Source organism: Bradyrhizobium algeriense, assembly GCF_036924595.1.
GTDB classification, from domain to species: Bacteria; Pseudomonadota; Alphaproteobacteria; order Rhizobiales; family Xanthobacteraceae; genus Bradyrhizobium; species Bradyrhizobium algeriense.
In genome coordinates, this window is the sequence record NZ_JAZHRV010000001.1 from 7,474,804 (window position 1) to 7,495,521 (window position 20,718).

Annotated in this window: 19 protein-coding genes and 1 pseudogene; 13 read left to right on the forward strand and 7 right to left on the reverse strand. The window is 62.8% G+C overall.

Annotated elements, in window-relative coordinates; genetic code table 11:
* Positions 1–28 precede the first annotated feature (28 nt).
* The gene (locus V1286_RS35930; RefSeq protein ID WP_334488242.1) at positions 29–421 is read right to left on the reverse strand and encodes a response regulator; all 393 of its coding nucleotides are present in this window, start codon (positions 419–421) and stop codon (positions 29–31) included.
* 288 nt (positions 422–709) lie between these two features.
* Positions 710–1,480, reverse strand: a complete 771-nt coding sequence (locus V1286_RS35935; RefSeq protein ID WP_334488245.1) for a Crp/Fnr family transcriptional regulator — start codon at positions 1,478–1,480, stop codon at positions 710–712.
* Between the two features lie 778 nt (positions 1,481–2,258).
* On the opposite strand from V1286_RS35935, the gene V1286_RS35940 reads away from it, so the two are divergent.
* The 7 genes and pseudogenes from V1286_RS35940 to V1286_RS35970 all read left to right on the forward strand — a co-directional run bounded on the left by V1286_RS35940 (position 2,259) and on the right by V1286_RS35970 (position 8,308).
* Positions 2,259–2,675, forward strand: a complete 417-nt coding sequence (locus V1286_RS35940) for a response regulator (RefSeq protein ID WP_334488247.1) — start codon at positions 2,259–2,261, stop codon at positions 2,673–2,675.
* A 208-nt stretch (positions 2,676–2,883) separates the two neighbouring features.
* Positions 2,884–3,183: pseudogene (locus V1286_RS35945) on the forward strand (flagellin); the annotation flags it as partial.
* Positions 3,184–3,390: 207 nt separating this feature from the next.
* Complete coding sequence (locus V1286_RS35950) at positions 3,391–6,174, forward strand: hybrid sensor histidine kinase/response regulator (protein ID WP_334488250.1); 2,784 nt, start codon at positions 3,391–3,393, stop codon at positions 6,172–6,174.
* A 12-nt stretch (positions 6,175–6,186) separates the two neighbouring features.
* Complete coding sequence (locus V1286_RS35955) at positions 6,187–6,660, forward strand: chemotaxis protein CheW (protein ID WP_334488253.1); 474 nt, start codon at positions 6,187–6,189, stop codon at positions 6,658–6,660.
* Between the two features lie 28 nt (positions 6,661–6,688).
* The gene (locus V1286_RS35960; RefSeq protein WP_334488255.1) at positions 6,689–7,078 is read left to right on the forward strand and encodes a response regulator; all 390 of its coding nucleotides are present in this window, start codon (positions 6,689–6,691) and stop codon (positions 7,076–7,078) included.
* A gap of 30 nt (positions 7,079–7,108) precedes the next feature.
* The gene (locus V1286_RS35965; protein WP_334488257.1) at positions 7,109–7,984 is read left to right on the forward strand and encodes a CheR family methyltransferase; all 876 of its coding nucleotides are present in this window, start codon (positions 7,109–7,111) and stop codon (positions 7,982–7,984) included.
* Between the two features lie 3 nt (positions 7,985–7,987).
* Positions 7,988–8,308: a pilus assembly protein PilZ gene (locus V1286_RS35970; protein WP_108522291.1), complete on the forward strand. Its 321-nt coding sequence runs from the start codon at positions 7,988–7,990 to the stop codon at positions 8,306–8,308.
* Between the two features lie 78 nt (positions 8,309–8,386).
* Here the strand turns inward: V1286_RS35970 and V1286_RS35975 are convergent, their stop codons facing one another.
* The gene (locus V1286_RS35975; RefSeq protein ID WP_334488261.1) at positions 8,387–8,659 is read right to left on the reverse strand and encodes a PAS-domain containing protein; all 273 of its coding nucleotides are present in this window, start codon (positions 8,657–8,659) and stop codon (positions 8,387–8,389) included.
* 33 nt (positions 8,660–8,692) lie between these two features.
* Complete coding sequence (locus V1286_RS35980; RefSeq protein WP_334488263.1) at positions 8,693–9,076, reverse strand: hypothetical protein; 384 nt, start codon at positions 9,074–9,076, stop codon at positions 8,693–8,695.
* Between the two features lie 142 nt (positions 9,077–9,218).
* Between V1286_RS35980 and V1286_RS35985 the strand changes: the two genes are divergently transcribed.
* Complete coding sequence (locus V1286_RS35985) at positions 9,219–9,860, forward strand: response regulator transcription factor (protein ID WP_108522288.1); 642 nt, start codon at positions 9,219–9,221, stop codon at positions 9,858–9,860.
* 73 nt (positions 9,861–9,933) lie between these two features.
* On the opposite strand, the gene V1286_RS35990 is transcribed toward V1286_RS35985, so the two are convergent.
* The 3 genes from V1286_RS35990 to V1286_RS36000 form a co-directional block, all read right to left on the reverse strand.
* The gene (locus tag V1286_RS35990; protein WP_334488268.1) at positions 9,934–13,440 is read right to left on the reverse strand and encodes a PAS domain S-box protein; all 3,507 of its coding nucleotides are present in this window, start codon (positions 13,438–13,440) and stop codon (positions 9,934–9,936) included.
* 67 nt (positions 13,441–13,507) lie between these two features.
* On the reverse strand, positions 13,508–13,933 hold the full coding sequence (locus V1286_RS35995) for a response regulator (protein ID WP_334490147.1): 426 nt from the start codon (positions 13,931–13,933) through the stop codon (positions 13,508–13,510).
* Between the two features lie 234 nt (positions 13,934–14,167).
* A complete protein-coding gene (locus tag V1286_RS36000) occupies positions 14,168–14,884 on the reverse strand; it encodes a GntR family transcriptional regulator (protein ID WP_334488270.1) in 717 nt (238 codons plus the stop codon).
* Between the two features lie 111 nt (positions 14,885–14,995).
* Here V1286_RS36000 and V1286_RS36005 point away from each other — a divergent pair, with 111 nt between their 5' ends.
* From V1286_RS36005 to V1286_RS36025, 5 genes are all read left to right on the forward strand, one after another.
* Positions 14,996–16,000 carry an ABC transporter substrate-binding protein gene (locus V1286_RS36005; protein WP_417021300.1) on the forward strand — a complete coding sequence of 335 codons (1,005 nt, stop codon included), beginning with the start codon at positions 14,996–14,998 and terminating at the stop codon, positions 15,998–16,000.
* 5 nt (positions 16,001–16,005) lie between these two features.
* On the forward strand, positions 16,006–16,770 hold the full coding sequence (locus V1286_RS36010) for an ABC transporter ATP-binding protein (protein WP_334490153.1): 765 nt from the start codon (positions 16,006–16,008) through the stop codon (positions 16,768–16,770).
* Between the two features lie 13 nt (positions 16,771–16,783).
* Positions 16,784–17,647 carry an ABC transporter permease gene (locus V1286_RS36015; protein ID WP_334488272.1) on the forward strand — a complete coding sequence of 288 codons (864 nt, stop codon included), beginning with the start codon at positions 16,784–16,786 and terminating at the stop codon, positions 17,645–17,647.
* On the forward strand, positions 17,644–19,377 hold the full coding sequence (gene araD, locus V1286_RS36020; RefSeq protein ID WP_334488274.1) for an L-arabinonate dehydratase: 1,734 nt from the start codon (positions 17,644–17,646) through the stop codon (positions 19,375–19,377). Before V1286_RS36015 ends, araD begins: the two co-directional genes overlap by 4 nt.
* A gap of 183 nt (positions 19,378–19,560) precedes the next feature.
* Entirely contained in the window at positions 19,561–20,652 is a 1,092-nt protein-coding gene (locus V1286_RS36025) for an SMP-30/gluconolactonase/LRE family protein (protein WP_334488275.1), read from the forward strand.
* Positions 20,653–20,718: the final 66 nt, after the last annotated feature.

Sequence of the window (20,718 nt, forward strand, 5' to 3'; positions counted from 1 at the left end):
GGAGGCAGCGATACGCTCCCGGCGGATGTCAGTCGGCTGAACCGGGAAACACCGCTTCCATCTTGGTCTTCAGCGTCGCGGCATTGAAGGGCTTGACGATGTAATTGTTGACGCCGGCCTTCTTCGCGGCAATGACGTTTTCGGTCTTGGATTCAGCCGTAATCATGATGAAGGGCGTCTTGGAGAATTCCGGGCTGGCGCGGACTTCCTTGAGCAGGTCGTAGCCGGTCATCGGCTCCATGTTCCAGTCGGAGATCACGAGGCCGTACCGCTTGGTCTGCATCTTGGCGAGCGCGGTCGATCCGTCGCTGGCCTCGTCGACATTCTCGAATCCCAGCTGCTTCAGAAGGTTGCGGATGATGCGGATCATGGTGCTGTAGTCATCGACCACCAGGATCGGCATCGACAAGTCAAAAGCCATGTTCCTTAACTCCGCGCAAACAGCAAGCCGCCGAACACAGGTGAATGCGCGTTGAACGCGAAAAGAGGATCGATTGTCTTTCCCGAACCCGCACCCGTCAGCACCGTGACAAGTATCAGGGCTCATTGAACAGCGCGTTAACTCGGCGCCGGGGTCGGAACGCCGCAGAGGCGGCGATCGGCCGTAACAATACGGTAAGATATCGGGGGATTGCGCAATCCTCGCGCGCAACGACGGCGAGATGCGTATCACAGATCGGGCTGCGCCGCCGTCGATCTCGGGAAGCGGTCATGCGGCCGCGCAGTGGATGCGCGGATGCAGCAGCCTCGTGTACTGCGACTTGACCGTCGCGTAGCACTCGCAGGAAGTCTTGATCAGGCCGTCCACGTTGGTGATTTCGATATGTCCGCGGCTGTAGTGGATGAAGTTTGCCTGCTGCAGCGTGTTGGCCACCAGCGAAACGCTGTTGCGGCGCGCGCCGATCATCTGGGCCATCGCTTCCTGGGTCAGGACGAGCTTGTCGCTGCCGGAGAGGTCGCGCGTATGCAACAGGCATCGCGCCAGCCGGGATTCCACCGTGTGCGAGGCGTTGCAGCCGGCGGTCTGCTGGATTTGCGCATAGACGGCGAGGCCATGCCGCGTCAGCGCGGTACGCAACGTGGCGCTCTGGTCTGCCGCAAGACGAAGCTGGTCGAGATCGATCGTCGAGGCGGCGCCGGGCACCAGCACCTCGGCGGTATTCAGTGCGACGGCGTCGCCGAGCGCGGAGAATGCACCGAAGATGCTGTCGCGGCCGATCATCGCGATCTGGACATGCTCGCCGCGTGCGAGCTTGACGACCAGCGAGATGACGCCCTTGTGCGGGAGGTATGCACGCTTGAGCGTTTCGTCGACTTCGACCAGCACCATGTCCTGGCTGAGATCGGCGGCGCGCAGATGCGGACGAAGCAATTCGAAATCGTCCGCGGTCAGCGAGGACAAAAATCCATTCTGAGAACGAGGGGCTGAATCCAAAGCAGTCTCCTGCCTTACGGGCCAAGCCGGTCTCTGACGTCTCATGCGTACAATCGGAAATGCAGCATGATCCTTGCATATTTTATTGGCAAGAAAAATTGGCAAATAGCCGCACGTTTTATTGGCAAGAAAAATTGGCAAATAGCCGCACGCCGTCGGCGCCGCGGTCGGGCCGTATTATAAAGCCGGATTATAAGGATAAAGAGGTGAGCGCCCGGCGGTCCCCGCCGCGATCGAGACCGCGGTCCGTGCACGCCGATTATCCGTGCGAGGACTTCCTGGATCGGCGGCAGTGCCTTGCGTCGCGCAAATTCCGCGCGGGCAACAACAGGCGCGACGAGCGGGGCTCGACCGGGTGAGACGCATTTGCGCGCAGCAGATCGCCAGGCATTTCATCAGCCGGGGCTGCATGCCGTGCCAGGTGTTTTCGCTCCGCTGGCTGCGGCCCGATCCGCGACGACGACGGCGGCCGTGCCGGCGCGACAATGGTCGCATTGGTCAGCGCCGACCCGTCGTCAAGTACCGCCGAGGCGGTTTCGAGATGCGGGCAGGGCGGCGCGAACGCCAGAGAAGCCGCGACAATCGAGAGGGCACAATGCCGCTTTCATCGAAGGCGATCGAACGTGTCTTGTCGGCCCGACGGCACGGTTATGGAACCGGCCTTATATACTGTAGAGGGCAGACAGACCGGGCGATTTGCGGCGCGATGGTGCACTGATTCGCAAGGCAAAACTGCCCTCGCGATTGGGTGGACGGTTGTCCCTTTTGGCAGGGATGGCTGAAAAGGCGCATTGAGCGTCCGACGCGGCGAGGGAGGTGGCTCATGCGGCGCATCTTGGTGGTCGATGACGATCCCATGGTCTGCGCGGCGATCGAGATCTATCTCGAGCGTCACGGCTTTGACGTGACGATAGCCGATGGCGGCGACGCCGGGCTTCGTGCGCTGGAAGACGCCGGCTTTGACCTGATGCTCGTCGACATCTTCATGCCGCACATGCGCGGCTTCGAATCGATCAGGATATTCCACGAGCGCGCGCCGACGATCCCCCTGATTGCGATGTCGGGATACGCCTTTGCCAACCTCGACTCGCCGGCGCCGGACTTTTTGCGCATGGCGCTCGAACTCGGCGCCGCGCGCTGCCTGCGCAAGCCGTTCACGCCGGGGGCGCTGCTGGCGCTCGTTAACGAATGTCTTGCCGAAGCCCGGTCCCGCTTCAGCGGCGTCGTCCAGTCGAACTAGCGGCTCGTCGCCGATCTTTCGCTGCCGGCCGGCGAGCGCTCGTTCGACGGCTCGATGCGCGGCTATCGGAGGCCTTTCGCAATCTCCCGCCTTGCGCGGCATCCGCCGGCGTCGTCGCCGCGACGGGGAGGAGAGCCTGCATCGTAGAACTCTGTTTACCATAAATGACATTGCTTCGGTTCGCCAGAACCTCCTCTCGCTGCAGTCGACTGACTTCTTCGACAACTCCGCTACCAACGAGGTTATTGCCAACCTGAGCAGCGCCTCGACCCTGCTGCGCTCCCAGGCTTCTGCCCTCGGTTCGAACCTGTCGATCGTGCAGATCCGTCAGGACTTCTCGAAGAACCTGATCAACGTGCTGCAGACCGGCTCGTCGAACCTGACGCTGGCCGACACCAACGAGGAAGCGGCGAACAGCCAGGCGCTGTCGACCCGCCAGTCGATCGCGGTGTCCGCGCTGGCGCTGGCCAACCAGTCGCAGCAGAGCGTGCTGCAGCTCCTGCGCTAAGCGGGATGGCGACGTCAGGCTACAAGGCTACGGCTTCATCGTCGTCGGTCGCGCAAGTGTCGTCGACCGTGCCGCCGCGAACGGCCCATGACGATATTTCGTTCACCATGTCCGTATTAGCACGGACAGCAAAATTAACGTAGCCGTGAAATCCGAAGGGTTAGTTTGCAGAAGGCCGATATTTGATTTCTTGGAAGGCATGCTCATATGGACGACCTGTTGCGGGAGTTCCTGACGGAGACCAGCGAGAGCCTGGATACGGTCGATAATCAGTTGGTGCGGTTCGAGCAGGACCCGAGCGACGCGAAGATCCTGGATAACATCTTCCGGCTGGTCCACACCATCAAGGGCACCTGCGGCTTCCTGGGGCTGCCGCGGCTGGAAGCGCTGGCCCATGCCGGCGAGACGCTGATGGGCAAATTCCGAGACGGCATGCCGGTCAAGGCCGAAGCCGTGACGCTGATCCTGTCCTCGATCGACCGCATCAAGGAAATCCTCGCCGGCCTCGAGGCCACCGAGACCGAACCCGAAGGCACCGACGAAGACCTGATCGAGAAGCTGCATGCGATGGCCGAAGGCGCCAAGCATGCGGCGGCCGAAGCGCCCGCTCAACCCGCACCTGTCCCCGTGGTCGCCGCACCGCCGGTGCAGCCCGCAATGACGGCGGGCACCCTGGTGGACCAGGTGCTGGAGCGCCCCTTGCGTCCCGGCGAGGTCTCGCTCGACGACCTCGAACGCGCCTTCCGCGAGACCGAGATCGAAGCCGCGCCCGCGCCCAAACCCGCGCCGGCCCCCGTCGCCAAGCCGGCCGCACCGGCGCCCGCCGCCGCCAAGCCGGCCGCGCCGGAAGCCAAGGAAGTTGCCAAGGAAACCGCCAAGGAAACCGCGAAGGCAAAGCCGGCCAAGCGCGCCGCCGTCGCCGACACCGACGTCCAGGAAGCCGACAAGATCGCCAACCAGTCGATCCGCGTCAACGTCGACACGCTCGAACATCTGATGACCATGGTCTCCGAGCTGGTGTTGACGCGCAACCAGCTTTTGGAAATCTCCCGCCGCAACGAGGACACCGAGTTCAAGGTGCCGCTGCAGCGTTTGTCGAACGTCACCGCCGAGCTGCAGGAAGGCGTCATGAAGACGCGGATGCAGCCGATCGGCAATGCCTGGCAGAAGCTGCCGCGCATCGTCCGCGACCTCTCCGGCGAACTCGGCAAGCAGATCGAACTCGAGATGCACGGCGCCGATACCGAACTCGATCGGCAGGTGCTCGACCTGATCAAGGATCCGTTGACGCACATGGTGCGCAACTCCGCCGACCACGGCCTGGAGACCCCGGCCGAGCGCGTCGCCAACGGCAAGGGCGAGCAGGGCACCATCCGCCTTTCCGCCTATCACGAGGGCGGCCACATCATCATCTGCATCGCCGATAATGGCCGTGGGCTCAACACCGAGCGGATCAAGGCCAAGGCGCTGCAGAACGGTCTCGTCAGCGAGGCCGAGCTGGAGAAGATGACCGAAGCCCAGATCCACAAGTTCATCTTTGCGCCGGGCTTCTCAACGGCCGCCGCCGTCACCTCGGTCTCCGGCCGCGGCGTCGGCATGGACGTGGTGCGCACCAATATCGACCAGATCGGCGGCACCATCGACATCAAGTCGGTGGCCGGCGAGGGTTCTTCCGTCACCATCAAGATCCCGCTGACGCTGGCCATCGTCTCGGCCCTGATCGTGGAAGCCGCCGGCGACCGCTTTGCGATCCCGCAGCTCTCCGTGGTCGAACTGGTGCGGGCGCGCGCCAACTCCGAACACCGCATCGAGCGCATCAAGGACACCGCGGTCCTCAGGTTGCGCAACAAGCTGTTGCCGCTGATGCACCTGAAGAAGCTCCTCAAGATCGACGACGGCTCGTCAAGCGACCCCGAGAACGGCTTCATCGTGGTGACGCAGGTCGGCAGCCAGACCTTTGGCATCGTGGTCGACGGCGTGTTCCACACCGAAGAAATCGTGGTCAAGCCGATGTCCACCAAGCTGCGGCACATCGACATGTTCTCCGGCAACACCATCCTGGGCGACGGCGCCGTGATCATGATCATCGACCCCAACGGCATTGCGAAAGCGCTCGGCGCCTCCGGCTCCTCGGCCCATGAGATGGCCGACGAGGCCTCGGCCGCGCATGCGATCGGCGGCGAACAGCTCACCTCGCTCTTGGTGTTCCGCGCCGGATCGAGCCAGCCCAAGGCGGTGCCGCTCGGGCTCGTCACCCGGCTGGAGGAGATCACCACCGACAAGATCGAGCTCTCTAACGGCCGCCACATGGTGCAGTACCGCGAGCAGCTGATGCCGCTGGTGCAGATGAAGGGGGTCACCGTCCAGACCCAAGGCTCGCAGCCGATCCTGGTGTTCGCCGACGACGGCCGCTCGATGGGGCTCGTGGTCGACGAGATCATCGACATCGTCGAAGAGCGGCTGCACATCGAGGTCGCCGGCCAGCACGACGGCATTCTGGGTTCGGCCGTGATCAAGGGCCAGGCCACCGAAGTGATCGACGTCGGCCACTTCCTGCCGATGGCGTTTGCCGACTGGTTCTCGCGCAAGGAGATGCGGGAGTCATCGACGGCGCGATCGGTGCTGCTGGTCGACGACTCGGCGTTCTTCCGCAACATGCTGGCCCCGGTCTTGAAGGCCGCCGGCTACAAGGTGCGGGTCGCCGTCAATGCGCAGGAGGGGCTTTCCGCGCTGCGCTCCGGCCACAACTACGACGTGGTGCTGACCGACATCGAAATGCCGGACATGAACGGCTTCGAGTTCGCGGAAGTGATCCGCGCCGACCACAATCTGAGCACGATGCCGATCATCGCTTTGTCCTCGCTGGTGTCGCCGGCGGCGATCGAGCGCGGGCGGCAGGCCGGCTTCCACGATTACGTCGCCAAGTTCGACCGTCCCGGCCTGATCGCGGCGCTCAAGGAACAGACCGCCGAGACCAGTCGCGCGGCCTAGGGGTAAACAGTGATGACAACCAAGACCGAGACCATCGAGGGCACCGTGGCCGAATACGTCACCGCCGTGATCGGCGGGCAATTGTTCGGCCTGCCGATTTCGCGGGTGCAGGACGTGTTCATGCCGGAACGGCTGACGCGCGTTCCCCTGTCGTCGGCCGAGATCGCCGGCGTGCTCAACCTGCGCGGCCGCATCGTCACCGTGGTCGACATGCGCGCTCGCTTAGGCCTACCCAAGAACGATGACGGCAAGCCGCCGATGGCGGTCGGCGTCGATCTGCGCGGCGAATCCTACGGCCTCTTGATCGACCAGATCGGCGAGGTCTTGAAACTCCACGATAACGGCCGCGAGGAAAACCCCGTCAACCTCGACCCCCGCATGGCCAAGCTCGCCGGCGGTGTTCACCGTCTCGACGGCCAGCTCATGGTCGTCCTCGACATCGATCGCGTTCTGGAAATCGTGCCAAAAACAACCCTCGCAGCGTAATATCGCGCGTCAAACAAGGAGGCCTGAAATGAAAACCTGTCTTGTGGTCGATGACTCCAGCGTCGTGCGAAAGATCGCGCGCCGCATCCTGGAAGATATGGACTTCCAGATCACCGAGGCCGAGGACGGCGAGCAGGCGCTTGCGTCCTGCAAGGAGGCCATGCCTGACGCGGTTCTGCTCGACTGGAACATGCCGGTCATGGACGGCTACGAATTCCTCGGCAATCTGCGCCGCCTGCCCGGCGGCGACGCGCCCAAGGTGGTGTTCTGCACCACCGAGAACAGCATGGATCATATCTCGCGTGCGCTGCATGCCGGCGCCAACGAATACATCATGAAGCCGTTCGACAAGGACATCGTTACGGCAAAATTCCAGGAAGTCGGTCTGGTCGCGCTTAACGAACAGAGCTCGGTCTAAATCTTATCCGCTTGCCCCTGAGAGGCCACCGTGACCCCGCCAGACTATGAGTATCTGCGTAAGCTCCTGAAGGATCATTCCGGTCTCGACCTGTCCGCAGACAAGCAATATCTGATCGAAAGCCGCCTGCTTCCGCTGTCGCGCAAATGCGGTGTGCCGGGCATCGGCGAACTCGTGCAGAAAATGAAGGGCGGATCGTCGACGATCATCGCCCAGGTGGTCGAAGCCATGACCACCAACGAAACCTTCTTCTTCCGCGACAAGGTGCCGTTCGAACACTTCCGCGATACGATCATGCCGGAGATGTTGAAGGCGCGCGCCAACCGCAAGAGCATCAGGATCTGGTGCGCCGCCGGCTCGACCGGCCAGGAGCCGTATTCGCTTGCCATGTCGCTGAAGGAAATGGGCGCGGCGCTGGCCGGATGGCGCGTCGAAATCATCGCGACCGACCTGTCCACCGAAGTGCTCGAGAAATCGAAATCGGGCATCTATAGCCAGTTCGAGGTCCAGCGTGGCCTTCCGATTCAATTGCTCGTCAAATATTTCAAGCAGAACGGCGAGCTCTGGCAGATCAGCCCGGAGCTGCGGGCCATGGTTCAGCACCGGCAACTGAACCTGCTGCATGATTTCTCCCAGCTTGGCACCTTTGACGTCATCTTCTGCCGCAACGTCCTGATCTATTTCGATCAGGACACCAAGATCAATATCTTCGGCCGCCTCGCCAAGGCGATGGAAGGCGATGGCTTCCTGGTGCTGGGCGCGGCGGAAACGGTCGTCGGCCTGACTGATGTCTTCAAGCCGTTCCCGGACAAGCGCGGTCTCTATCGGCCGAGCGGCGCGCGTGCCGGGTCCGCGCAGGCCGCCGCAACGTCGATGCCCAAAATTGCGGCGATGGCGGGACGGTGAGCGATGACAGAGGACGGCAAGAGCTTGGATCGGGTCACGTTCAGCCGGGGCTATGACGTCTGCATCATGGCGATCGACGGCACCTGGCGCAGGGACTGCCAGCTCAACGCGATCTCGGACACCGACGCCGAGTTGACCGTGGAAGGCTCCATTCAGGGCCTCAATCTCAAGGAGTTCTTCCTGCTGCTGTCGTCGACCGGTCTCGCCTATCGCCGCTGCGAACTGGTTCGCGTCAACGGCACGGAAATGGACATCCGCTTCCTGAGAGGCAAGCACGCCAAGAAGCGGCCGGGCGCCTCGTCAAAAGAAGAAATGATGAACTGAGCCGGTAGCGCCGGCGGGGCCAAATGCTCCGGCGCAGCGCAGACGGTTCGCCCGGTTCAACAGGTGTCGACGGCTTTCTCACGCGGGGCGGCAAGACCCGACGTGCAGGCGGTCGGGCACCAGCCTGTACATTTTTACGTAGCGATCGTTCCACAGCAGCAGGCGATTGTCCGGCCGGAACTTGCAAAGGCCGTGGCTCATATTGTTGAGCGCCGCGTCGAGCTTCTCCATCGTCGTGGCGATGTCCTGGTCCGACGGCGCGCCCGTGGCACGACGGACGCCAGCCCGCGATCGCAGCAGGTAGTTAACGGCGCGAGAAAATCCGGGTGAAAGTTTGCGGTGGAGAGACATCGTGCGCTCTGGCAGGGCGGTGCCGTGTCGGGCTTACGCCCCGATGACCGAGAGTACCGGCGGGCTTGAGGCGCATGGACCGCTATCGCCGGACTCCCGCAGGGAGCGCAGGGCAATGCCAAGATTGACGTCGCAAGCCTGCAATGCGGCGACAGCCTTCATGCAGCGGGGAGACACGTCGTCGAGCACGATGATGTCGGTGGAACTCTCGGAGCTGCCGGGCGATGTTTCCGCCGAAGTTTCCGTCAAAGTTTCCGCCGAAGTTTCCCTGGCGATCGTCTGTTCGATCAGCCGCAGGCTGTTCTGGACGTGCTCGACCAGGCTGACGAGGTCGGAAACCACGGCACGGTAGGCGTCATTCCGGTCGTGGGGCGCCTGTGCGACCTGTGCGACGCCGTCGCCTGCTGCATTCTGCATGAGTGCACTCCTTAGTTACTTTTTTAGGTGTGCGTTGCTACTTGTGCGTTCAGCTGCGGTCCCGTACAAATACGGTCCGGTATGGAGTTCGATACCGTTATCCGAGTGTGAGTCACATCCAACCACGCATGGACGATGGAACATGGCTGAAAAAGCCCCCTCCCGTGGGGAGATCTTTGTAGTCGATGACGACCCCGCCGTTCGCGACACGCTGTCGATGGTCCTGACGGCAGGCGGCTATCAGGTCATCTGCTTCGCCGACGGCGCCGCGCTGCTGGCGATTGCACGAACGCGGACGCCTTCCTGCATCCTGCTCGATGTGCATATCCCTGGTAAGTCCGGCCTCGATATTCTGAGAGAGCTGCATGGCGAGGATTATCCTGCGCCGATCTTCATGATCTCGGGGCAGGGCGATATCGCCATGGCGGTCAGCGCCATCAAGAACGGCGCGCTGGACTTCATCGAAAAGCCGTTTCGCGGCAGTGAAATCGTCGCGAGACTCGACGAGGCGATCGAGGCCTACGCCCGCCGGCAGGCGGAGAATTCGGCATCTCGAATCGCTACACTGCATTTTCCGGGACGCGAACCGCTCACGCGGCGCGAACGCGAGGTGCTGGAACAGTTCACCGCCGGCGCGTCCAACAAGGAAGCGGGGCGGCATCTCGGAATCAGCCCGCGCACGATCGAGGATCACCGCGCCAATATCATGAAGAAGCTGGGCGCGCGGAATGCGGCGGACCTGGTCCGGATCGTGATGACCACGCAGCGTCAGGGCCAGATCTGATTATACAGGTCTGATCGCAGGCTTGATTGCAGGCAGGCTGATTACAGGCCGGGTGCGGTCGCTGCGGCGTCGATCAATCGGCGAGCGCTTTGCGAATCATGATCGCCATATCCGATTTCCGGTAGGGCTTGGCGAGCAGCAATACGCCTTCGTCGAGCCGGCCGTGATGAATGATGGCATTCTCGGTATAGCCCGAGGTGAACAGTACCCTCAATCCGGGCCTGACCTTCAACATCTCGTCGGCGAGCTGGCGGCCGTTCATGCCGGGCATGATCACGTCGGTGAACAGCAGGTCGAACGCATGGCCGGCATGGACGAGCGCAAGGGCTTCGGCTGCGTTCGCCGCGTCCAGCGTGACGTAACCGAGTGAATGCAGTTGCGCGAGCACATAGTCGCGCACCAGCTTGTCGTCTTCCACGACCAGAATTATTTCATGGCCGCCCTCGACGGCCGGCGCCAGCGCCGGATCGGCCGCCGGCAAGGCGCCCGTCGCCGGCGGCAGATACATCTTGATCGTCGTGCCATGGCCCTCCTCGCTGTAGATCATGATGTGCCCGGCCGATTGCTTCATAAAGCCGTAGACCATGCTCAGCCCGAGGCCGGTGCCCTTGCCCGGGCCTTTCGAGGTGAAGAACGGATTGAATACCTTGTCGAGCATCGCGGGCGGGATGCCGGCCCCGGTATCGCTCACCGCGATCATGGCGTAGCGGCCGGGCCGGACGTCGCTGTGCGTCCTCGCATAATTATCATCGAGAATGACGAAGCCGGTCTCGATGATCAGCTTGCCTCCGTCCGGCATGGCGTCGCGGGCGTTGAGGGCCAGATTGAGGATCGCGGTGGCGAGTTGATTGGGATCGACGATCGCCGGACAGGTCTCATCCTCGAACACGGATTCGATCTCGACATGCTCGCCGAGCGTCCGCTGCAGCAGTTTCGCGGTGTCGATGATCAGCGTGTTGACGTCGGTTATCTTTGGTTCGAGCGGTTGCTTGCGCGCGAATGCGAGCAGCTGCTGGGTGAGGTCGGCGCCGCGCGAGGCGGCCTCGTCGATCATTCGCGTGATCGCGGCAAGCTGCGGTTCGCCCTTGACGGCATCGGCCAGAATTTCGATCGTTCCCGTGATCACGGTCAGAATGTTGTTGAAGTCGTGCGCGATGCCGCCGGTGAGCTGGCCCATGGCCTCCATCTTCTCGGCCTGCCGGATCCTGTCCTCGGCCGCGATCCTGTCGGTGAGGTCGCGGACGAATCCGTTGAACAAGAAGCCCCCACGCGTCTTCAGCGCGGCGATGCTCAGCTCGACCGTGATTTCCTTTCCGTCGCGCCGCCTGACCTGGAGTTCGCGGCGGGGCTGACGGACTGCCTCGTTGCCGGAAAGCAGGAAGGATTGCAGGGCTTTCTTCAGGGGGCCTTGCCCGTCCGGCTGGCCCATCAGATCGAACAAATTCCTGCCGAGCGCTTCATCGCGCGGCCAGCCGAAGATATTTTCAGCCTGCGCATTCCAGTCGCGGATACGGCCCTTCTCGTCGATCTGGACGAAGGCGTCCAGCGCGGTGTCGATGATGCCGCGCGCGAGCTGCTCGCTTTCGCGCAACGTCTCCTGCGCCAGCCGGCTCTCGGTCATGTCGCGGCCGACGAAGAAGAAGCGCCTGGCCGGTTCGGACCATGTTCCGAGCCATGACAGCCACACCTCCCGCCCGTTCTTGTGAATGCAGCGCGTATCGGAGATCTTCGGACGTTGCCCACGCCGTGCCGCGCGCATTTCCTGGCGGGAGGTCTCGAGATGGTCGGGATGAATGAAGTCCTCGCCGCTGCGGCCGATCATTTCCTCCGGCCGATAGCCCAATATGGCCTCACAGCTCGGACTGATCTGAACCAGAGCCCCTCGCGAATCCAGCACCATGATCAGGTCCTGCGAGGTCTCGAAGATGCGGCGAAGCTCTTCGGTCTGCCGACGCAGCACCTGCCTGGTCTTGTTGGATTCGGTGATGTCGCGCACAACCTTCGAGATGCCGATGGTCGCTCCCGAAGGCGCCTTGATCGGAGAGATGCTGAGCGAGACTTCGATCCGCCCGCCACCTTTTCGCAGGCGTACCGTTTCACTGTGTTCGATGCTTTCGCCCCAGCCGATCCGGCGCAGCGCGTCCTGCAGCTCCGGCAGTCGATCCTCGGGTACCAGCAGCGTGATGTTCTTGCCCGTGGCTTCCGTCGCGCTGTATCCGAACAGCCGCTCCGCCGCCGAATTCCAGCCGGTGATGGTGCCGTCGAGCGACGTCGTGATGATGGCGTCGTTGGAGGATTCGACCGCCGCGCTGAACAGCCGCTCCCGCTCGGCATGATGGTCGCGTGCCGCTATGGTGCGGCGATGCTCCTGTACCTCTTGTTGGAGCGCCGCGGTCTTTGCATTGATTTCCTCGAACGCATACGCAAATGCGCGCGCGAGCACACCGGTCTCGCCGCCTGCATCGACCGGAATGGTGATCTTCTTGCTACTGGCCACCCCTTGCACGGCTTCGGTCAGCTGCACGATCGGGCGGGTCAGCGACCTCGCGATCACCAGGGCCAGCACCGCCGCGCACAACACGGCGATCCCGCCAACGAGAAGGGAAGTATTTCTGATGCTCGCGGCCGGCGCCATGATGACCGCGTTAGGGGCGGTTTCGATGACGCCAACCCATTCGACGCCCGCCAGAATAGCGGGCGCCAGCGCTATTCCGCCCGGCTGTGCGGCTTGATCCGGCACGATATCCGAGCTGCCTTGCGTGGCCCCGGCCTGCGACGCCAGATGCGGGAAATCGGCTTTCCAGTCGTTCGGCTTGCCGAGCAACGCGCCGAACTCGCGCGACCGATCCGGGTGAATGAGATAGTCGCCCTGCTTGTTGACGACGTATATGGTTTCGCCAGGCAACACCGACGACCGGATACGGTCGAACGCCCGCCGCATGTCAACATTGACCATGAAAAGGCCGAACGGTTTGCCGTCGTCTCCAAAGATCGGCGTCGCGACGCGCAGCGTCGGCCTGTGCACCGCCTCGATCAGTCCGTTGCGTCGACCCAGATCGAGCGGCGAGACGTAGATTTGCGTGGGGCCAAGCCCCATCGTTTCGTGGAAATAGCCGCGACTGTTTCTCTTCAGCAAGCCCTCTTCGGGCACGATCCGAACCGTGTCGTTCGGTCCCGCGCGATCAACGCGGACAAGCTCACGGCCATCGTCGTCAAGGCCGATGATCCGAAGCATCGCATAGGTTGGCTTGGCTTCGAGTTCGGCCGCGAAGCGTGATGCCAGCCGGTCGCGCCAGGTCTTTTCGGTGACGCCATCGACTGGATCTATGCCCCCCGATCTGCGGGCGCGGATCAATCCGTGCAGCGCCGCTGCGGAACGAAAGCTCGCGACATCTCCGGTCGCGCTGGCCGCGTAATATTCGAGGTCGGTCGCGAGCTGCCGCGAATGAGTCTCGATGCGGTCGCGAGCCCGCAGCAGAAGCGCCTGTTCCAGGTTGCGATAGTTCAGCCATCCGACCGCGGAAACCGCGATCGCGACCAACGCAATCATCGCGATGGCAAGCTTGGTTGTGAGCGTCATGTCGCTGTTCGCTTGCCCTCCCGCTCCGGCCCGGCGGGCCGCCGGATGAATCGGATGCTATGGCGCATTACGGGGAGGAAGCAACACCGCCGCGCGATGGCGAGCCGCGTCCGGCGGCTGCCAGGCAGCCCGTGACGGCTGCCAGGAGGTCGGCCGGCCGGAACGGCTTCTGCAGGCTGGAGACCGCGCCAAGCTTGGTCGCCATGGTCAGGAAGTCCGGGGCGGTGTCTGCCTCCGGAGAGACTGGCCGGCCGGAGATGACGATGATCGGAAGCTGCGGCTGCTGCTGGCGAACCATCCGCATGGTTTCAAATCCGTCCATTCCCGGCATAAAAATGTCGAGAAACAGCAGATCGAAATCTCCGGTCTGACACAATGCCAGGCCCTTTCGCCCGTCATCGGCAGTGACCACGCTATGGCCTGCGCGTTCCAGCAACAGGCGGATGGTCATCTGGACCGCAATATCGTCATCCACGACCAATATTCTTGCCAAAGTAAAAAGTTCTCCGGGCCCCGTTTGGAAGCAAGTCAACGGCAGGTTGCGAGTTTTGCCGAATCCTCGTGTTGTCGCAACTGCTTCGCCGGCAGGAACGCTCCGGTTAGCCGTCAAAAAAGCCCGGATAAAAACGCAGTTATCCGCATGTTGCCGGACAGACAAGCACAAGGCCTTGCGCCCGAGAAGGTCATTCGCCCGCGCATGCGGCAGGGCCGCAAAGGGCAGCAAGGATCAGTTGCTGAGATATTCCGGGTAGCGCGATCGAATCCGGGCGAGTTCGCTGAGCGTGCCGGACAAATGAGTGCGCAGGTGCTTCTGCGCCTCGTCGGGTTCCCCGGCATCGATCGCCTTCGCGATCAGTCTGTGATGCCGCACGATATCCTGCGCCTTGCCGGGCGAGGGCAGATGCATCCGGCGCAGCCGGTCGATATGTCCGCTGCGACTGCGCACCAGCGCCCAGATGTCCTGCTTGTCGGCCGCCGCATAGAGCTGACTGTGGAACTCGTTATCGGCGGCCATGAATTTTTCGAAGTCGCCGGCCTTGGCATATTGCTGCTGGAGGGCAATCGTCGCTTGAAGTTCGGCGACGAGCGTTCCGTCGTGCTGGATCGCGAGCCCACGCACGATTTCGAGTTCGACCGCTTGCCGCAGGAAATGCGCCTGCTGCGCCAGCCGCACGTCGACCCGGCTGACCACGGTTGCATATTGCGGGAAGACGTCGACAAGCCCTTCTTCTTCAAGCCGCATCAGCGCATCGCGGATCGGCGTCGAGCTGACGCCGAACTGGCCGGCAAGCGCGGCGCGCGACAACGGCGATCCCGGCGGCAGTTCCAGCGAGATGATCATGCCGCGCAGGCGCTCGAACACCTGCGGCGCGGCCTGGCGATCGCGATCGAGCCCGCCTGCGGAACGCGGGGCTGCGCGGCGGGAGACTTGCAGGGGAGCCATCGGACGACCGGCCGTTTTCAGAAGGGACTTGCCTCAGATGCACTAATACATTAGTGCATCTCCCCGGAAGCGTCAACGAGGCGCCGGAGGAGATGCACAATGAAAAACAGGATGTGGAGCGCCTGCGCGGGCGCCGTTGCGATGCTGATGCTGCTGCCGGACTCTCAGGCATCGGCGCAGCAGAAGTCGGAGATCACCCTGTCGCGGCAGCCGGGCATTTTCTACATGCCCTCGCACATCATGGAAAAGAACAAGCTGATCGAGAAGCACGCGGCTTCCCTCGGCGTTCCCGGCGTCACCACCAAATGGATCAATTTGAGCGGCGGTGGCGCGCAGACCGATGCACTGCTGGCCGGCAGCGTCGACATCCTCAATACCGGAACCGGCAACCTCCTGCTGTTGTGGGATCGCACCCGCGGCGGCGTCAAGGGCATCGTCGCCACCTCGGCGCAGCCGATGACGCTGATCAGCCGCGATCCCAACATCAAGTCGATCAAGGACTTTGGTCCGAACGACAAGATCGCGGTGCCCACCGTCAAGGTCTCGACGCAGGCGATCGTGCTGCAGATCGCGGCCGCCGAAGCCTTCGGCGCCGACCAGTGGTCGAAGCTCGATCCCAACACCGTGCAGCTCGGCCATCCCGACGCCTATGTCGCGTTGACCAACACCCAGCACGAGGTGCGCAATCACTTTTCGATTCCGCCGTTCACGTTCCTCGAACTGAAGAACGTCCCCGGCGCGCATGTGGTGCTGTCGTCGCCCGACGTGATGGGCGGCCCGCTCAGCCAGGCGCAGTTCTTCACGACGACCAAATTCGCCGACGCCAACCCGAAGATCGTGCAGGCGGTGCGCGACGCCACCAAGGAGGCGCAGGACCTGATCCGCAGCGACACCAAGGCCGCGGTCGAGATCTACAAGGAAGTCACCGGCGACAAGACCAGCGTCGACGATCTGCTGGCGTGGCTCAAGGAGCCCGGCATGATGGAATGGAACCTGCAGCCGCAGGGCACCATGAAATTCGCCGCCCATCTGTTCAAGGTCGGCACGCTGAAGACCATGCCAAAAGCCTTCACCGATTACTATCTGCCGGTCGCGCACGACCTGAAGGGTAATTGATCGACATGGCCGCGCTTCTCGATGTCAGTGACGTAACGCTGCGCTACAAGACTTCGAGCGCGGTGGTGACCGCGACCGAGCGGGTCAGCTTCACGGTCGATCGTTCCGATCGCTTCGTGCTGCTCGGCCCCTCCGGTTGCGGCAAGTCGACGCTGTTGAAGGCGGTCGGCGGCTACATGACGCCGAGCGAAGGCAAGATGCGCATCTCGGGCCGCGAAATATCCGAACCCGGCGCCGACAGGATGATGATCTTTCAGGAGTTCGACCAGTTGCTGCCGTGGAAGACGGTGCTGGAAAACGTGATGTTTCCGCTGCTGATGACGCGCCGCCTGCCGCGCAAGGACGCGGAGATGCGGGCGCGCGCTTATATCGAGAAGGTCAGCCTCACCCGCGTCGTCGATGCCTATCCGCACACGCTGTCCGGCGGCATGAAGCAGCGCGTGGCGATCGCCCGCGGCATGGCGATGGAGCCGGATATTCTGTTGATGGATGAGCCGTTCGCCGCGCTCGACGCGCTGACGCGGCGGACCTGCCAGGATGAATTGCTGCAACTATGGGCGGAAACAAAGTTCACCGTCCTGTTCGTCACCCATTCGATCGCGGAAGCGATCAAGATCGGCAACCGCATCCTGCTGCTGTCGCCGCATCCCGGCCGCGTCAAGGCCGAGGTGATCGATGTCGACAAGGTCTCCGGCGAGGACGGCAGCGCCGCCCGGCTGGAAAAGCAGATCCACGATTTGCTGTTCGCCGACGCCGTGACGGCACACTGAGGGGGAGCGCGCGATGGGCGAGGCCAAAATCCTGCTGCGCGATGCCGCAGACCTGGCGGCGGTTGTTCCGACGGAAGTCGAGCGCAAGCTGACGGTGCCGGAGCTGTTATGGAACGACGGCTTCGTCCGCAAATCCGTTATCATCATCTTCCTCGCCGCAGCCTGGGAGATCTACGGCACCGTCCTCGACAATCCGCTGCTGTTCCCGACCTTCCACGACACGATTCTGACGATGTTCGACAAGGTGCGCGATGGGACTATTCCCATGCGCGCCTGGGCGTCGCTGAAAGTACTGTTCATGGGATATGCCGCCGGCATCGTGCTCGCGGCGATCTTCACCGTTCTCGCGATCTCGACCCGGATCGGCACGGATTTTCTCGAAACCATCACCGCGATGTTCAATCCCTTGCCGGCGATCGCGCTGCTGCCGCTGGCGCTGATCTGGTTCGGGTTGGGCAATGGCAGCCTCGTGTTCGTGTTGATCCATTCGGTGCTGTGGCCGGTCGCGCTCAACACCCATTCCGGCTTCAAGAGCGTGTCGAACACGCTGCGCATGGTCGGCCGCAATTACGGCCTGCGCGGTTTGCCCTATGTCGCCCGTATTCTCATTCCTGCTGCCTTCGGTTCTATCCTGACCGGCCTTAAGATCGGCTGGGCGTTTGCCTGGCGCACGCTGATCGCCGCCGAACTCGTGTTTGGCGTGTCGTCGGGGCAGGGTGGTCTCGGCTGGTTCATTTTCGAAAACCGTAACCTGCTGGATATCCCTGCGGTGTTCGCTGGCCTGTTGACGGTGATCGTGATCGGCTTGATTGTCGAGAACCTGATCTTCCGCACGATCGAGCGCAACACCGTCCAAAAATGGGGTACGCAATCATGACCAAGAAGAACCCCGCCGAGCTCCGCAGCGCGCGCTGGTTCGCGCCCGACGATCTTCGCGCTTTCGGCCACCGCTCGCGCGCCATGCAGATGGGCTATGCGCCGGAGGAATGGAAGGGCCGGCCTGTTATCGCGATCCTCAACACCTGGTCGGACGCGCAGCCCTGCCACATGCATTTCAAATCGCGCGTCGACGACGTCAAGCGCGGCATCCTGATGGCGGGCGGCTTCCCGATGGAGCTGCCGGCGCTGTCGCTGTCGGAATCGTTTCTGAAGCCGACCACCATGCTCTATCGCAACATGCTGGCGATGGACGCGGAGGAATTGCTGCGCGGCCATCCCGTCGACGGCGTGGTGCTGATGGGCGGCTGCGACAAGACCACGCCGGGCCTGCTGTTAGGGGCCACCAGCATGAACCTCCCGACGATCTATCTGCCCGCGGGCCCGATGCTGCGCGGCAACTGGAAGGGCAAGACGCTGGGCTCCGGCTCGGACGCCTGGAAATACTGGGACGAGCGGCGCGCCGGAAAGATCTCCGACAAGGACTGGGTCGATGTCGAGGCGGGCATCGCCCGCAGCTACGGCACCTGCATGACCATGGGCACCGCCTCCACCATGACGGCGATTGCGGAATCGATCGGCATGACCTTGCCGGGCGCGTCCTCGATTCCCGCCGCTGATGCCGGCCACATCCGCATGGCCTCGGAATGCGGCCGCCGCATCGTCGAGATGGTGTGGGAGGATCTGACGCCGGAAAAAATCCAGACCCGAAAAGCCTTCGAGAACGCCATTACGGTCGCGATGGCGATGGGCTGCTCGACCAACGCGATCATCCATCTGATCGCGCAGGCGCGTCGTGCCGGCCAGGACATCGGGCTCGACGATTTCGAAACGGCCAGCCGCAAGGTGCCTGTGATCGCCAATGTGCGCCCGAGCGGCGATAAATACCTGATGGAGGATTTCTTCTATGCCGGCGGCCTGCCGGGCCTGATGAGCCGCATCAGGGAGCATCTGCATCTCGACGTCATGACGGTGACCGGCGAGACGCTCGGCGACAACATCGCGCGCGCCGAAGTCTATAATGACGACGTCATTCGTACCGTGAAGGACCCGATCTACAAGGAGGGCGCGCTCGCCGTGCTCAAGGGCAATCTCGCGCCCGACGGCTGCGTGATCAAGCCCAGCGCCTGCGAACCGCGCTTCCTCAAGCACACCGGCCCGGCGCTGGTGTTCGACGATTACCCCTCGATGAAGAAGGCGATCGACGATCCGAATCTGGACGTCACCGCCGATCACGTGCTGATCCTACGCAATGCCGGCCCGCAGGGCGGACCCGGCATGCCGGAATGGGGCATGCTGCCGATCCCGACAAAACTGGTGAAGCAGGGCGTGCGCGACATGGTGCGGCTGTCGGACGCGCGCATGAGCGGCACCAGCTACGGCGCCTGCATCCTGCATGTCTCGCCGGAGTCCTATGTCGGTGGCCCGCTGGCCCTGGTGCGAACCGGCGACAAGATCACGCTCGACGTCAACGCACGCACCATCAACCTCGATGTCCCGGAAGCCGAACTCGCAAAGCGCCGTGCCGCATGGAAGGCGCCGGAGCCGCGCTACGAGCGCGGCTATGGCTGGATGTTCACCAAGCATATCAAGCAGGCCAATGAAGGCTGCGATTTCGATTTTCTGGAGACCGGGTTTGGGGCGCCGGTGGAGGAGCCCTCGATTTACTAGCCGTAATCCGTCCAGCGGTAATACGTCATTGCGAGCGCAGCGAAGCAATCCATCTCACGGCACGAAGAAAGAGTGGATTGCTTCGTCGCTTCGCTCCCTTGCGCAAACGCTTCGCGTTTGTCGCAGGCAATGACGTTCTAAGAGCTGAGCAAAAACAGAAGACGACCCAGGGGAGGACTACCAATGACCATGTCTCGACGCAACCTGCTCGCAGGGGCCGGCGCCGCTGCTGCCACGACGCTTCTCGCGCGCACAGCCGGCGCGCAATCGTTTCCGTTCACGCCGAACCAGCGCTATCCCGATCCAGCGGTGCAGATCCTCGATCCCAGCTTCGCAAAGTACCGGATCTATTCCTCGACGGTCGAGCAGGTCGCGACCGGCATGCGCTGGGCCGAAGGGCCGGCATACTTCCCCGAGGGCGGCTATCTCCTGTTCTCCGACATCCCGAACAATCGCATCATGAAGTTCGACGAGAAGACCAACCAGACCAGCGTCTTCCGCGCTAACGCCAACTACGCCAATGGCAACGCCCGCGACCGCCAGGGCCGGCTCGTCACCTGCGAGCATTCGGTCACCCGCCGCGTCACCCGCACCGAGAAGGACGGCAAGATCACCGTGCTCGCCGACAAGTTCGAGGGCAAGCGGCTGAACGCACCCAATGATATTGTGGTCAAGTCCGACGACACCATCTGGTTCACCGATCCCTTGTTCGGCATCAACGGCGAGTGGGAAGGCAAGAAGGAAAAGCCCGAGCAGGCCACCACCAACGTCTATCGCCTCACCAAGGACGGCAAACTCACCGCCGTCATTACCGACATCGTCAATCCCAACGGGCTCGCGTTCTCGCCGGACGAAAAGAAACTCTATGTCGTGGAGTGGAAGGGCACGCCCAACCGCAGCATCTGGAGTTTTGACGTCAACGACGACGGCACGGTGGGCGGCAAGACCAAGCTGATCGACGCTGCCGACCAGGGCGCGCTCGACGGTTTTCGTGTCGACCGCGACGGCAATCTGTGGTGCGGCTGGGGCTCCAACGGCGCGCTGCAAGGTGAGCCGACCGATGTCGGCGGCCGAAAAGTGTTCCAGCTCAAGGGCAAGTCCGAGGATCTCGACGGCGTGATGGTGTTCAGCCCCGCCGGCAAGCCGCTCGCCCACATTCGCCTGCCGGAGCGCTGCGCCAACCTCACCTTCGGCGGCCCGAAGAACAATCGCCTTTATATGACGAGCTGCCACTCGGTCTACGCGCTGTATGTGGAATCGCATGGGGCGGTTTGATTGATCCTGTCGTTCCGGGGCGATGCGAAGCATCGAACCCCAATGTGCAATTGCACATTGTGGAAC

What these genes read in the sequence shown, in the direction of transcription:
- V1286_RS35930 (WP_334488242.1), bottom strand. Translation starts at nt 421, where the DNA reads ATGGCTTTTGACTTGTCGATGCCGATCCTGGTGGTCGATGACTACAGC.
- V1286_RS36025 (WP_334488275.1), top strand. Translation starts at nt 19,561, where the DNA reads ATGACCATGTCTCGACGCAACCTGCTCGCAGGGGCCGGCGCCGCTGCT.
- V1286_RS35980 (WP_334488263.1), bottom strand. Translation starts at nt 9,076, where the DNA reads ATGCAGAATGCAGCAGGCGACGGCGTCGCACAGGTCGCACAGGCGCCC.
- araD (WP_334488274.1), top strand. Translation starts at nt 17,644, where the DNA reads ATGACCAAGAAGAACCCCGCCGAGCTCCGCAGCGCGCGCTGGTTCGCG.
- V1286_RS35955 (WP_334488253.1), top strand. Translation starts at nt 6,187, where the DNA reads ATGACAACCAAGACCGAGACCATCGAGGGCACCGTGGCCGAATACGTC.
- V1286_RS36005 (WP_417021300.1), top strand. Translation starts at nt 14,996, where the DNA reads ATGTGGAGCGCCTGCGCGGGCGCCGTTGCGATGCTGATGCTGCTGCCG.
- V1286_RS35940 (WP_334488247.1), top strand. Translation starts at nt 2,259, where the DNA reads ATGCGGCGCATCTTGGTGGTCGATGACGATCCCATGGTCTGCGCGGCG.
- V1286_RS36000 (WP_334488270.1), bottom strand. Translation starts at nt 14,884, where the DNA reads ATGGCTCCCCTGCAAGTCTCCCGCCGCGCAGCCCCGCGTTCCGCAGGC.
- V1286_RS36010 (WP_334490153.1), top strand. Translation starts at nt 16,006, where the DNA reads ATGGCCGCGCTTCTCGATGTCAGTGACGTAACGCTGCGCTACAAGACT.
- V1286_RS35970 (WP_108522291.1), top strand. Translation starts at nt 7,988, where the DNA reads ATGACAGAGGACGGCAAGAGCTTGGATCGGGTCACGTTCAGCCGGGGC.
- V1286_RS35960 (WP_334488255.1), top strand. Translation starts at nt 6,689, where the DNA reads ATGAAAACCTGTCTTGTGGTCGATGACTCCAGCGTCGTGCGAAAGATC.
- V1286_RS35990 (WP_334488268.1), bottom strand. Translation starts at nt 13,440, where the DNA reads ATGACGCTCACAACCAAGCTTGCCATCGCGATGATTGCGTTGGTCGCG.
- V1286_RS35975 (WP_334488261.1), bottom strand. Translation starts at nt 8,659, where the DNA reads ATGTCTCTCCACCGCAAACTTTCACCCGGATTTTCTCGCGCCGTTAAC.
- V1286_RS35985 (WP_108522288.1), top strand. Translation starts at nt 9,219, where the DNA reads ATGGCTGAAAAAGCCCCCTCCCGTGGGGAGATCTTTGTAGTCGATGAC.
- V1286_RS36015 (WP_334488272.1), top strand. Translation starts at nt 16,784, where the DNA reads ATGGGCGAGGCCAAAATCCTGCTGCGCGATGCCGCAGACCTGGCGGCG.
- V1286_RS35950 (WP_334488250.1), top strand. Translation starts at nt 3,391, where the DNA reads ATGGACGACCTGTTGCGGGAGTTCCTGACGGAGACCAGCGAGAGCCTG.
- V1286_RS35935 (WP_334488245.1), bottom strand. Translation starts at nt 1,480, where the DNA reads ATGAGACGTCAGAGACCGGCTTGGCCCGTAAGGCAGGAGACTGCTTTG.